The following is a 13868-nucleotide window of genomic DNA, read 5'->3' as shown; positions in this document are numbered from 1 at the left end:
CCACGAATACCAACAGTACTTACTTCAGTTTTATGTACTTAAAAATTACTTCGCCTGCATTGCCTTCTCTTTCAATCCCATCCTTTGAATTAATTTTTCTAGGGTTAAACCTTGAAATAGGATAGAAAAAATTACAATGACGTAGGTCATCACAAGAAATAAATCTCTGTGCATGGAAGCGGAAAGCTTAATGCCAAAGCGATAGAAATACCACCTCTAAGACCGCCCCAAGACATAATAATATTGGTATGTGGCACGAAATTTAACTTTTTAGCATAAAAAGCTATCGGAAACATTAAGGATAGATACCTCGCTATAATCAACAAAGGAATAGCAAATAATCCAGCCATTAAATAAGCTCCTTTGAACGTTAACGCTAACAATTCCATTCCGATAATGACAAAAAGAATGGCATTTAAAAGAACATCCACTAACTCCCAAAACTTATCTACATATTGTTCGGAAAGTGAACTCATCGCTGCTTTTCTGGTAGTATCGTGTCCTACCATTAAACCAGCAGTGACCATTGCCAAAGGAGCTGAGACGTGAAGTCTTTGCGCCAATAGCGTCCCTCCCATTACAGTAGCAATTGTAATAATCACTTCAGTCTCGTAATTGTCAATAGATTTTAATAATTTAAAAGTTATGTACCCAAGCGTAAGACCAAGGAATAAACCTCCTAAGACCTCTACTAAAAAAAGTTCTCCAACACCTACAAAAGAAAAGCTTTCTTCTCCTGATGCTATCTCAAAAATAGTCATAAAGATAACTACGCCTACCCCATCATTAAACAAAGACTCTCCAACTATATTTGTCTCTAGCTGTTTTGGAGCTCCTACCTTCTTTAAAATCCCTAGAACAGCAATTGGATCGGTTGGTGAAATTAGTGCTCCAAATAGCAAACAATAGATGTAAGCGACTTCAAGACCAATAATATCGAGTAGAAAATAGATAAAAGTACCAACGATAAATGTAGACAAAAAAGTACCTATTGTTGCAAAAACTAGAATTGGTTTTCGCTGCACTTTTAATTGCTGAAAATTGGTATGTAATGCCCCTGCAAACAATAAAAAACTTAACATAACATCCAAGAGTACTGTTTTAAAATCAATGGAGGCGAGAAGTAATTTTTCTTTTTCTAACAAAGCATCATCAAACCTACTCAAACCAATAACTCCAAGCGTAAATAAAATACTTACCGCCATTAAACCAATGGTGGATGGTAATTTCAAAAATCGTATATTAATGTATCCGAAGATTGCGGATAAAACTATCAGTATCGTGATGATAAAAAATATGTCCATTTCTTAGTCCTTTTTTCCTTTTAAGTGACAAACATAAAATAAAATTGTGTCAATTATATAAAAAAACAAGTCATAATGTAAAAAAAGTGTACTTGATACAACAAGTACACTTGATAAATTTACTTTGAATATTAATTTTAAATTGCAAACGCAGCCTTCACTTCTTCTACGTAATTCAACTTTTCCCATGTAAACAACTCTACATCTAAAGTTTTGATTTCTCCGTTTGGCTGGATAAACGTTTTTGTTACAATTTCATTTTTCCTACCCATATGACCATAGGCAGCAGTTTCGCTATACATTGGTGTTCGCAGTTTTAATCGCGTTTCGATAGCATGGGGGCGCATGTCGAAAATAGCAGCTACTTTTTGAGCTATTTCTCCGTCCTGTAGCCCAACTTTTGCGGTTCCATAGGTATCTACAAAAATCCCCATTGGCTCTGCAACACCTATGGCATAAGAAACTTGTACCAAAATCTCATCGGCTACTCCAGCAGCCACAAGATTTTTAGCAATATGTCTAGTTGCATATGCTGCGGAACGATCTACCTTACTAGGATCTTTTCCAGAGAAAGCACCACCGCCATGCGCTCCTTTACCACCGTAGGTATCCACAATAATTTTTCTCCCTGTTAACCCGGTATCCCCGTGAGGTCCTCCGATTACAAATTTTCCTGTAGGGTTGATATGATATTTGATATCGGCATTAAAAAGTTTTTGAATTTGAGGGTTTAGCTTTGCAATAACTCTTGGAATCAAAATATTTTGAACGTCCTTTGCAATCGTTTCAAGCATTTCCTTTTCCGAGGCAAAATCATCGTGTTGTGTCGATAAAACAATTGCTTCTATACGCAATGGAATGTTATCGTCAGAGTACTCAATAGTAACCTGACTTTTAGCATCAGGTCGCAAATAAGTAATTTGGTCAGACTCTCTCCTAAGCGCGGCTAATTCTTTTAGTAATAGATGGGAAAGATCTAAAGCAAGTGGCATGTAATTTTCAGTTTCTCTAGTAGCATAACCAAACATCATTCCTTGATCTCCTGCTCCTTGTTCCTCTTGAATTCCCTTGTCTACTCCCCTATTTATATCGTCTGATTGTTCGTGTATAGCAGATAGAACACCACAAGAATTTCCATCAAACATATACTCTCCTTTGGTATATCCTATCTTGTTAATCACATCTCTGGCAATTTTCTGAACATCTAAATACGTATTAGATTTCACTTCTCCAGCAAGCACTACCTGACCGGTTGTTACTAAGGTTTCACAAGCAACTTTAGAAGATGCGTCAAAAGCCAAAAAATTATCAATTAATGCGTCTGATATTTGATCTGCTACTTTATCTGGATGACCTTCAGAAACACTTTCCGAAGTAAAAAAATATGGCATAATTTATTTCTTTTTATTTAATACCCAAAAAACTTGCTACGATTGCTGCAAAAAGAAGTAGAATACTGCTTTAGCATTTTTTATGGAGGTTGCAATCAGACAAATTTTTCCTCATGTTTTGAGCTTGCAAAAATAAAGATTATTTTAAACATTATACAACATACATGTAATAAAAAGTATTGATGTAGTTATAATTAAAACTAATTTCTATAAAATTGCCATGGAAAAATATTTGATTACATTTGTATCTGCAAAAACGAATTTAATTTAAATAAAACATAAAATAAGATGGCTTTAGAAATAACAGATGCTTCTTTTGAAGAGGTAGTATTAAAATCAGATAAACCTGTATTAGTTGACTTTTGGGCAGCTTGGTGTGGTCCTTGTAGAATGGTCGCTCCAATCGTTGATGAAATTAGCTCGGAATATAATGGTAAAGCAGTTGTTGGTAAGGTAGATGTAGATGCTAATCAAGAATTTGCTGCTAAATACGGTGTAAGAAATATTCCAACGGTGTTAATTTTCAAAAATGGGGAAGTTGTAGACAAGCAAGTTGGTGCTGCGCCTAAAAAAGCGTACACAGACAAAATTGATGCTGCTTTATAGATATATTTCAAATTAAAGATATACAATTTAAAAAGGTTTAGTTGCGGCTAAACCTTTTTTATTTTTAGAAGCAAAGTATGAAATTTCTACAAGAACAAAATTTTGTTTATTGCTTGTGCTTTTAGTAATTTCGGAGTATATGATTGATTTAAATAATTCTTTAGGATCTGAGATAAAAAACCTTGAATTTTTTGCAAAACAAGTTGTGGAAGGATTTATAACGGGAATGCACAAAAGTCCCTTTCATGGTTTTTCTGTTGAATTCTCAGAGCACAAATTGTATAATAAAGGAGAAAGTACAAGACACATAGATTGGAAACTTTTGCAAAACCGAAAAATTATACACCAAAAAATATGAAGAAGAAACAAATCTAAGATGCCATATTATTATTGACAATTCAGCTTCGATGCATTATCCAGTAATAAAAAACACCGATTTAAATAACCTAAATAAAATAGGATTTGCGGCAGTTGCCTCTGCCTGTCTCATGGAGATTTTAAAAAAACAACGAGATGCAATAGGTTTGAGTGTATATTCCGATTCTTATGAATACTATGCCCCAGAAAAAGGAAGCGAACGTCATCGTAAAATGATTCTAAATCAGTTGGAAAAATTACTTTCTAATCCCTCTAAGAAAAGCACAAGAACTTATGAATATTTGCATGAGATTGCAGAAAAAATTCACAGAAGGTCTTTAATTTTTTTATTCACAGACATGCTCCAAACCTCAAAAGAGGAGGAAGAACTTTTTGACGCACTGCGGCATTTAAAACACAATAAGCACGAAGTAATTTTATTTCACACCTATGATAAGGAACTTGAATTCTCGTTTAACTTCGACAATACTCCCAAAAAATTTACAGACCTAGAAACTGGGAAAGAAATTAATATATACGCTGAAAATATTCAAAAACAATATAGAGAATTGGCTGCTAACTTTTTCAATAATCTTAAAAACAAATGCTTACAATATAAAATTGATTATGTTCCAGTAAACAGAGCAAAAGGATACAACGAAATCCTCACTTCATACCTTGTTAGCAGAAGGAAATTTTTATAATAACTTACTTTTTTAATTAAAAAAAGTTATATATTTGCATCCGCTTAGAGCAACGGTTTGGTAGTTCAGCTGGTTAGAATACATGCCTGTCACGCATGGGGTCGCGGGTTCGAGTCCCGTCCAGACCGCTAGAAGCTTCTCTTTTAAACGAGAAAACACACATAAAAATAGTGCAAATACAAAAAACAATTTTATATTTGTGCTCGCTCTAAAAGCAACGGTTTGGTAGTTCAGCTGGTTAGAATACATGCCTGTCACGCATGGGGTCGCGGGTTCGAGTCCCGTCCAGACCGCAAAAGCCTTCAAAATAATTTGAAGGCTTTTTTGTGTTTTTTATCTCGCTACTATTTACCTTTTCAGAAACTGTAAAATTTATTTGACCTTTGTTATTATTTCTTTATTTTTAAGAATTAAAATAAAAATTATGAAACTAAACAAACTTTTTATCATGCTTATGCTATGTTCTATCATAAGCATTCCAAGTACATTTGCATGTACAGGAATTATTATCAAAACACTTAACGGTGTAACCATACCGGCCAGAACCATGGAATTTGGATTCGATGTTAGGTCTAATTTACTAGTAGTTCCAAAAGGAACTCCTATAAAATTCTTAAGTTCTGTTGAAGGAAAAGATGGCTATACGATGAAAGCAAAATACGGTTTTGCAGGAATGAATGCTGTTGAAAAAATGATTGTGGTAGATGGTGTAAATGAAGCAGGGCTATATTTAGGATGTTTTTATTTTGCAGGATTCGCTTCTTATGAACCTTTGACTCCGCAAAACCAGTCAAGAGCTGTGTCAAGTGAAGAAATGGGAAATTATATACTTGGCAGTTTTGCAACCGTAGATGAGGTTATAAAAGGATTAAAAAACGTTTCTGTTGTTGGATCTTTTATAGAAGATATTCAAGGTGAAGCGCCATTTCACTATGCAGTAACAGATAAATCTGGTAGATCTGTAGTTATTGAATACACCAAAGATGGTCTTCAAATATATGAAAATACAGTAAATGCTATTTGTAATAATCCTACCTACGATTGGCACCTTACCAACTTGAGAAATTATGTAAATTTAGGAGCTCAAAACAAACACGGTTTTGAAATCAATGGAGTAAAGTACGGCTCACTTGGTGAGGGAACAGGTATGCTAGGATTACCAGGAGATTACACCTCTCCTTCTCGATTTGTTAGAGCGACAGCGTTTGCTAATACTTCTTTACAAAGTAAAAATACAGAGGAAGGAATTTTTCGAGCTTTTCATATTTTAAACGCCTTTGATATTCCCAAAGGAGTTATCAAAGAAAATACCAAAAACGGTTTATTAACAGATTATACCGTTTGGACCTCGGTAGTGGACACACAAAACTCTATATACTACTACAAGACCTACAAAAATCAGGCTGTTAAAAAATTAATACTAAAGGATGTTTTAAAACAAGTGAAAGGTAAAATGACTGTTATTAAAGCAGAAACTCCGAGAACTTACGAGACTGTTCGTGTAAATTAAAAATACACAATCTAACCTGAACCAAAAAACCTCGATATTTCGAGGTTTTTTTATAGTAGAGTATGTTTGAAGTAAATTAAAACGTATTCGTTACTTTTGATGCTACAACCTAAACGATCGATACCATGCGATATTTACAGCAACTTTTTATAGGAATTGCTATTAACTTTACTCTTTTATGTTGCACCACATCACCGTCGAAAAAGTCGAACGAATTACTCCAAGAAACAAGCCCATACCTCTTACAACACGCCTACAACCCCGTGAATTGGAAAGCTTGGAACCCCAAAACATTAGAACAGGCTAAAAATGAAAACAAACTAATCATTATTTCGATAGGGTATGCAGCATGCCATTGGTGTCATGTAATGGAGGAAGAAAGTTTTGAAAATGATTCTATTGCAAAAATTATGAATGAAAATTTCATAAATATAAAGGTAGATAGAGAAGAACGACCAGATGTAGACAACACCTATATGACTGCTGTACAATTAATGACTGGAAGTGGAGGCTGGCCACTAAACTGTATTGCACTGCCAAATGGGAAGCCAATATTTGGAGGAACCTACTTCACCAAAAAACAATGGAAAAATATCTTAGAAGAGGTTTCTGCTTTGTATAAAGAAAACCCAAGGAAACTTAAAGAATTCGCAGAAAAAATAACAAAAGGTATCCGAGAAAATAATATCATTAAACCAAACAACACCCCCACAAAGTTCACCGAAAATATCTTAGCTGCTTCGGTAGATAGTTTAAAAATAAATCTAGATTATACCAATGGTGGATTCCTAAGAAAACAAAAATTCCCATTACCCAATGCACTTGATTTTTTAATGCGTTTTGAACACCAATACAAAGATACTGTTCTTCAAAAATACCTAAACACTAGTCTTACAAAAATGGCTTATGGTGGAATTTATGACCATATTAGAGGTGGATTTTCTAGATATACTATCGAGGAAGAATGGCGGATTCCTCACTTTGAAAAAATGCTGTATGATAATGCACAATTGGTTAGCCTCTATGCAAAAGCATATCAAAAAGAAAAGAAAACACTATACAAAAACGTTGCAGTAGAGACCTTGGATTTTATCTTACAGGAAATGACTAGCAGTAATGGTGCTTTTTACACCTCCATTGATGCAGACAGTAAAGATAGAAATGGAGACATGGAAGAGGGCGCATTTTACGTATGGAAAAAAGAAGAACTAGAAGCTATTTTACAAGAGGATTTTGCTCTTTTTTCACGTTATTTTAGTATTGACAAAAAAGGATATTGGGAAGACGACAAATACATATTACAAAGAACAACTTCTAAAAATAAGCTGGCGATTGCTGCTAACATTTCTGAAGCACAACTAGAACAAAAGGTAAATAACTGGAAAAAAGCATTACTAGAAATAAGAGGTAAAAGATCTCGCCCTGCCACAGACAAAAAAGTACTTACCTCATGGAACGCCATGATGCTTAAAGGGTTTATAGATGCATATCGTGCTTTTGACCAAGAAGTGTATTTAAATACCGCTATAAAAAATGCGGAGTTTATCGTAAAAAATCAATTCAAAAAAGACGGTGGGTTGTACCGAAATTACAAAGACAATAAAAGTACCATTAATGCTTATGCAGAAGATTATGCGGCTGTTATTGATGCCTTTATTGCTTTGTATGAAGTTACCTTAGAGGAAAAATGGTTGCAGGCTGCAAAAGAATTAATGGAGTATGCTATGCAGTACTTTTATGACGAGAACACTAAAATGTTTAATTTCAGCTCTAAAGAGGACAAAGATCTAATCTCTAAAAAAACAGCAATAATCGATGGAGTGATTCCTTCTTCAAATTCTCAGATGGCGAGAAATCTTCATAAGCTAAGCCTTTATTTCTCTGATAAAAAAATGAATGAACTCGCAATTTTAATGCTAAATAACGTGATTAATAGCGTAACAACATCACCCCAGAATTTCACCAATTGGCTTCACTTGTTAATGAGTTATACTCTACCATATTACGAAGTTGCCATAGTAGGAGAAAACGTATCTGAGCTTGCAAAAGAGATGTACAAGCTGTATATACCAAATATAATATTCAGTGGTACTTCCGATACTACTAGTACAATTCCTTTGCTGAAAAGTAAATATGTTTCAGGTCAAACACTAATTTATGTTTGTACCAATGGTACTTGTAAGCTCCCTAAAAGAAAACTACCCGATGCTTTACCCTTGATTTCAGGGGTTAAATAATTTTTTACAAAAAATATTTGGTAGTATTAAATTAATTTCTAAGATTTGTATTAGAAAACAAAAACACAAAGAATGTTACAAAACGTATGGCAAGGTTTCTATTTTTACTTTTACTTTTTTAGTAAAAGAAGAGACTTTATACCATATTGTTAAGTAACAAAAAATAATATAAACCTAAAGTCTCGATTGTATCGAGGCTTTTTTTTTACACCAAAATGAAAAAAATAGCGATTCAAGGAATACAAGGTAGCAATCATCATATCGTTGCAAAAAAATATTATGGCAAAGATATTACAATAAACGAGTGTTTATCTTTTGACATTTTAAGTAATAGTTTGTTATGTAGCACTTCCGACGAGGCTGTAATGGCTATTGAAAATACCATCGCAGGTTCAATTATCCCTAACTATGCATTAATAGACAAAAACAACTTGCATATATCAGGAGAGTACTATTTACCAATACACCATCATTTAATGGCTTTACCTGGTCAAAAAATAGAAGATATAAAAGAGGTTTGCTCCCACCCTATGGCGTTGCTTCAGTGTAAAGAATTTTTCAAAAAATATCCTTCCATAAAATTAGTAGAAGACGTAGACACCTCAGCCGTTGCAAAAACAATTTCCGAAGAAAAACTGCAGGGTGTTGCTGCTATTGCTCCAAAAATCGCAGCAGAGATTTTCAATTTAGAAATTATCGAAGATGAAATTCAGACCATAAAAAATAACGAAACTAGATTTGTAGTTCTACAAACAGAAAAGCCTGAAAATGGGGTAGAGAACATAAACAAAGCATCACTTCGCTTTGAATTAGACCACAAAAGAGGCAGCTTAGCCACAGTTCTTAATGTGATGAGCGATTGTAAACTAAATTTAACAAAAATACAATCACTTCCCATCATTGAAACACCATGGAAATATGCTTTTTTTATCGATGTAACCTTCAATACCTATGAAGATTATAAAAAAGCAAAAGCCATTTTAGAAATTATGGCCAACAATTTAAAAGTACTCGGAGAATATAAAAACGGAAGAGCATGATTACTTTTGCAAAAAGATTAGAAACGGTTCAGGAATATTACTTCTCTAAAAAACTTAAAGAAGTTCGAAACCTCGTAGCAACAGGAAGACCGATAATAAATATAGGTATCGGTAGCCCAGACTTAGCTCCGCCAAGCCCTGTAATTGAAGCGATTCAAAAAAGCGTATTAGATATTGGAGCTCACAAATACCAGAGTTACCAAGGCTTACCAGAATTCAGAAATGCGGTTGCCCAATTTTATAAAGAAAAGTATAAGGTTACTGTAGATCCAGAGAATGAAATTTTACCGTTAATGGGAAGTAAGGAAGGTATTATGCACATCTCTTTGGCTTTTTTAAACGAGGGAGATGCCGTACTCATCTAATCCGGGGTATCCAACTTACAGCTCTGTTACGAACCTACTTGGAGCAACTTCAGTGTTCTATGCATTGGATGCCAAAACAAACTGGCAACCCGATTTTGAAGCACTTGAAAAACAAGACCTATCTAGAGTTAAAATAATGTGGGTAAATTATCCACATATGCCAACAGGTACAAAAGCAACCGAAGACACCTATAAAAAACTTATAGCTTTTGGGAAAAGAAACAATATTCTTATTGTTAATGACAACCCGTATAGTTTTATTTTGAATAAGGCTCCAAAGAGTATTTTACAAATCGAAGGCGCTAAAGATATTGCACTAGAATTAAACTCTTTGAGTAAGTCATTTAATATGGCAGGCTGGAGAGTAGGGAAGTTATTGGGAAACAAGACATTTATACAGGAAGTCTTAAAAGTAAAAACACAAATGGATTCTGGAATGTTCTATGGTATTCAAAAAGGGGCCATTAAAGCATTAGAATTATCCGATAAATGGTTTGAAGAACAAAATGAAATTTATAAAAAGAGACAACAATTGATATTTGAACTGGCAGATAAACTACATTGTGTTTACGATAAAAATACAAGTGGAATGTTTGTTTGGGCTAAATTACCCGGAGATCAAAAATCGGAAGATATGGTAGACAAACTACTCTATGAGAAAAATATATTCGTGGCACCAGGAACCATCTTTGGGAGTCAAGGAGAAGGATACATACGCTTTTCGTTGTGTGTTCCAGAAGAAAAAATTACGGAAGCAATAAAACGATTTTAAATGAATATATATGTAATTGGCATTGGATTAATTGGAGGTAGTTTAGCCTTGGGAATTCAAAAAGCATATGCATCGTGTACCATATACGGAATAGACAGCAATGAAAACCACCTACAAGAAGCCCTAGACCTAGGAATAATTCATGAAAAAGCAACGCTAAAAGAATTAAAAAATGCGGATGTGGTTATCGTTGCAGTTCCGGTAAATGTTGCATTAGAGCTAACTTTGGAGGTTTTAAATTCGATTCAAGAAAACACACTAGTCTTTGACGTAGGCTCAACTAAAGTAGATATATGCAAGGCTATTGAAAAGCACAAAAACAGACGAAATTTTTTAGCGACACACCCTATAGCAGGCACAGAATTCTCAGGACCAAAGGCAGCCACAAGCACCTTATATCAAGAGAAGACAAATATAATTTGTGAAGTAGAAAAAACAGCATTCAAATTACAAGAAAAGGCATTAGAACTATTTTCTGCTCTTGGAATGCGGATTCGCTATATGGATGCTAAATCGCATGACAAACACATTGCTTATGTTTCTCATTTATCACATATAAGTGCTTTTATGCTGGGGAAAACTGTTATTGAAAAAGAAAAAAATGAGCGGGACATCTTTGACATGGCTGGCAGTGGATTTGCCTCTACAGTAAGACTAGCGAAAAGTTCACCCGCCATGTGGACCCCTATTTTTGAACAAAACAGAGAAAACATTATGGAAACTCTTGAGGAATATATCTTAAATCTAATTCATTTTAAAGAACTATTACAAGACGCTAGATTCACTGAGATTTACCAAGAGATGGAAAATACAAACTATATAAAACAAATATTAAATGGAATTCTCGTTGAGGAGACCAACTAACAGAAATACATATGGAAAATTCTAAAGAATTAAAAACATGGTTGGAAGACATGAGTTTGTCTCACCCATTGGTAATCGCAGGACCATGCAGTGCCGAAACAGAGGAACAAGTGCTTAAAATTGCACACGAGCTAAAGGATTCTGATGTGAATTATTTTCGCGCTGGTATTTGGAAACCGAGAACAAGACCCGGAAACTTTGAAGGTGTTGGAGCATTAGGTCTAAAATGGCTTCAAAAGGTAAAAGAAGAAACGGGGATGAAAACTTGTACAGAAGTTGCCAATGCTAATCATGTAAAATTAGCATTAGAACACGACATTGATTTATTATGGATTGGAGCACGCTCTACCGTGAGCCCATTTATCATGCAAGAAATTGCGGATGCCTTAGAGGGTACCGATAAAATTGTTTTGGTTAAAAACCCAGTAAATCCTGATCTTGCACTTTGGCTTGGAGGAATAGAGCGATTGTACTCTAAGGGGATTAAAAAATTAGGAGCAATTCACAGAGGATTTTCTACTTATGAAAAATCTAAATACAGAAACATTCCAGAATGGCAGCTAGCTATAGAGTTTCAAAATAAATTCCCAGATTTGCCCTTAATTTGTGATCCATCTCATATTACTGGTAAGAGAGACATGGTATTTGAAGTTTCACAAACCGCTCTTGATTTAAATTTTGACGGTTTAATGATTGAAACACACATAGATCCAGACAATGCTTGGAGTGATGCTGCACAACAAGTAACACCAGACACCCTTAAACAAATGATGATAGACTTAAAAGTGCGAAAAGAAACAACCTCTGACCAAACCTATAGAGACTCGCTAGATAATTTAAGAGCTCAAATTAACATCACGGATAATCAGCTTATCGATACCCTAGGGAAGCGAATGAAAATAGCAGATAAAATTGGAGCATTAAAAAAAGAAAAGAACGTTGCCGTCTTGCAATCCAAAAGATGGAATGAAATTTTGGGGAATATGATTTTAGAAGGTGAGCAAAGAGGTTTAAGTGAAGAATTTGTTTTGAAAATGTTTAAAGCAATTCATCAAGAAAGTATTAACCATCAAAAGAAAATTATAAACGGATAAGAAAAAGCGCCCTAATGGGCGTTTTTTTTAATTGGAAGATTGAGCAACAGGTGTCTTTCTTTTTCTTTTAAACCCGTATCGTGTGATAAAAATACCATTACTATTTCCCCTACCAGAATAACTCGCTTCACCACTATTTACAAATGCTAATTCCCAGCCTTTCTCTGCCATCTTTTTCATTTTTTATTTGCATCTTTGTTAGATGATTGGAACTGTCTATAAATCTACAGGAAGCTGGTACTGGGTAAAAACAGGCACTACATTATACAAGTGTAGAATAAAAGGAAAGTTTAGAATAAAAGGAATTAAGAGTACAAATCCAATAGCAGTTGGAGATGTTGTCGAATTTGAACTAGAATCCAAAACAGATGCTGAAACTGGGGTTATATCTACCATCAAAGAACGTAAAAACTGTATCGTTCGAAAATCGGTTAACTTATCGAAACAAACCCATGTTATTGCCGCTAATATTGACCAAGTTTTTCTTTTAATTACCATCAATAACCCACCAACTTTAACTACATTTATAGATCGTTTTTTAGTTACTGCAGAAGCCTACTCCATTGAGACCATTTTAGTTTTTAATAAAATTGATTCCTATTCCGTAGACGAAAGAGCTGAAATTCTTTATCTAAAAGATATTTACGAGAATATTGGATACACTTGCATTGAAGTTTCCGCAATACAAGACATAAATATTTCTTCTGTAAAAAAAATTATGGAAGGTAAAGTAAGTATGTTTGCAGGACATTCTGGGGTTGGAAAAACAACATTAGTAAATGCAATTGAACCATCCCTTAATCTTAAGACTAAGGAGATTTCAGAGCAGCATAAACAAGGACAGCACACCACTACATTCGCAGAAATGTTTGACTTGAGTTTTAATGCCCAAATTATTGATACGCCGGGAATAAAGGGATTTGGAGTTGTTGATATGGATAAAGACGAATTAGGAGACTACTTTCCCGAGTTTTTCAAATTGAAGAAAGATTGTAAATTCAACAATTGTATTCATATAAACGAGCCAAAATGTGCCGTTAAGGAAGCCTTAGAAAATGAAGAGATATCTTGGTCACGTTATAAGAGTTACTTGCAAATTTTAGAAGACGAGGAGGAAAATTACAGAACGGATATTTGGAGATAACAACATATTAGCTAGGAGATTACAAACATGAGAGCAGTACTACAGAGAGTTACGGAAGCTAGCGTAACTATTGCGAACAATAAAGTTGCCATTATTAAAAATGGTATTGTCGTATTAATAGGTATCACGGAGAGCGATACTGAAGAAGATATACGATGGTTATCTAAAAAAATTGTAAACCTAAGAATCTTTAACGATGAAAATAACATCATGAATAAATCGGTGAAGGATATTCATGCAGATCTCCTAGTGGTGAGCCAATTCACGCTTCAAGCTGCAACAAAAAAAGGAAATAGACCAAGCTATATAAAAGCTGCTAAACCAGAAATTGCACTTCCATTATATAAAAAATTCATTTCGCAAATTGAGCAAGATGTAGGAAAGAAAATACAAACTGGAGAATTTGGTGCCGACATGCAAGTAGCTTTGTGTAACGACGGCCCGGTTACCATCATTATAGATACAAAAAATAAAGAGTAA

10 protein-coding genes, 2 tRNA genes and 3 pseudogenes are annotated in these 13868 nt (G+C 34.4%); 12 read left to right on the top strand and 3 right to left on the bottom strand.

The genetic code is table 11. The features are described 5' to 3' along the window. Window positions 1-45: 45 nt before the first annotated feature. Both BSU00_RS00520 and metK read right to left on the bottom strand, forming a co-directional pair. A pseudogene (locus BSU00_RS00520) lies at window positions 46-1304 on the bottom strand (cation:proton antiporter). A gap of 137 nt (window positions 1305-1441) precedes the next feature. Continuing rightward, window positions 1442-2695: a methionine adenosyltransferase gene (gene metK, locus BSU00_RS00515; RefSeq protein ID WP_105002661.1), complete on the bottom strand. Its 1254-nt coding sequence runs from the start codon at window positions 2693-2695 to the stop codon at window positions 1442-1444. 288 nt (window positions 2696-2983) lie between these two features. Here metK and trxA point away from each other — a divergent pair, with 288 nt between their 5' ends. The 10 genes and pseudogenes from trxA (at window position 2984) to BSU00_RS00465 (ending at window position 12244) form a co-directional block, all read left to right on the top strand. Further along, a complete protein-coding gene (gene trxA, locus BSU00_RS00510) occupies window positions 2984-3301 on the top strand; it encodes a thioredoxin (RefSeq protein ID WP_105002660.1) in 318 nt (105 codons plus the stop codon). Window positions 3302-3440: 139 nt separating this feature from the next. Continuing rightward, window positions 3441-4362: pseudogene (locus tag BSU00_RS00505) on the top strand (DUF58 domain-containing protein). Between the two features lie 54 nt (window positions 4363-4416). Beyond that, window positions 4417-4490, top strand: a tRNA-Asp gene (locus BSU00_RS00500). Window positions 4491-4581: 91 nt separating this feature from the next. Further along, a tRNA-Asp gene (locus BSU00_RS00495) sits at window positions 4582-4655 on the top strand. A 131-nt stretch (window positions 4656-4786) separates the two neighbouring features. Continuing rightward, a complete protein-coding gene (locus tag BSU00_RS00490; RefSeq protein ID WP_199176745.1) occupies window positions 4787-5872 on the top strand; it encodes a linear amide C-N hydrolase in 1086 nt (361 codons plus the stop codon). Window positions 5873-5997: 125 nt separating this feature from the next. Next, complete coding sequence (locus BSU00_RS00485; protein WP_105002659.1) at window positions 5998-8109, top strand: thioredoxin domain-containing protein; 2112 nt, start codon at window positions 5998-6000, stop codon at window positions 8107-8109. 215 nt (window positions 8110-8324) lie between these two features. Continuing rightward, the gene (locus BSU00_RS00480) at window positions 8325-9149 is read left to right on the top strand and encodes a prephenate dehydratase (protein WP_105002658.1); all 825 of its coding nucleotides are present in this window, start codon (window positions 8325-8327) and stop codon (window positions 9147-9149) included. After that, window positions 9146-10286 (top strand): annotated as a pseudogene (locus BSU00_RS00475) (pyridoxal phosphate-dependent aminotransferase). The gene BSU00_RS00480 and the pseudogene BSU00_RS00475 overlap by 4 nt, the downstream one beginning before the upstream one ends. Further along, window positions 10287-11150: a prephenate dehydrogenase gene (locus BSU00_RS00470; protein WP_105002657.1), complete on the top strand. Its 864-nt coding sequence runs from the start codon at window positions 10287-10289 to the stop codon at window positions 11148-11150. An 11-nt stretch (window positions 11151-11161) separates the two neighbouring features. Then, window positions 11162-12244, top strand: coding sequence for a bifunctional 3-deoxy-7-phosphoheptulonate synthase/chorismate mutase type II (locus BSU00_RS00465; protein WP_105002656.1), 1083 nt, complete (start codon window positions 11162-11164; stop codon window positions 12242-12244). Window positions 12245-12271: 27 nt separating this feature from the next. Here the strand turns inward: BSU00_RS00465 and BSU00_RS12845 are convergent, their stop codons facing one another. Next, complete coding sequence (locus tag BSU00_RS12845; protein WP_158254371.1) at window positions 12272-12424, bottom strand: hypothetical protein; 153 nt, start codon at window positions 12422-12424, stop codon at window positions 12272-12274. Window positions 12425-12446: 22 nt separating this feature from the next. Between BSU00_RS12845 and rsgA the strand changes: the two genes are divergently transcribed. Both rsgA and dtd read left to right on the top strand, forming a co-directional pair. Continuing rightward, on the top strand, window positions 12447-13388 hold the full coding sequence (gene rsgA, locus BSU00_RS00460) for a ribosome small subunit-dependent GTPase A (RefSeq protein ID WP_105002655.1): 942 nt from the start codon (window positions 12447-12449) through the stop codon (window positions 13386-13388). A 27-nt stretch (window positions 13389-13415) separates the two neighbouring features. Next, the gene (dtd, locus tag BSU00_RS00455; protein WP_105002654.1) at window positions 13416-13868 is read left to right on the top strand and encodes a D-aminoacyl-tRNA deacylase; all 453 of its coding nucleotides are present in this window, start codon (window positions 13416-13418) and stop codon (window positions 13866-13868) included.

This window comes from Tenacibaculum sp. SG-28 (assembly GCF_002954385.1).
GTDB lineage: Bacteria > Bacteroidota > Bacteroidia > Flavobacteriales > Flavobacteriaceae > Polaribacter.
Note: the sequence above shows the minus strand (reverse complement) of the source record. Positions and strands in the feature narration are given on the sequence as shown.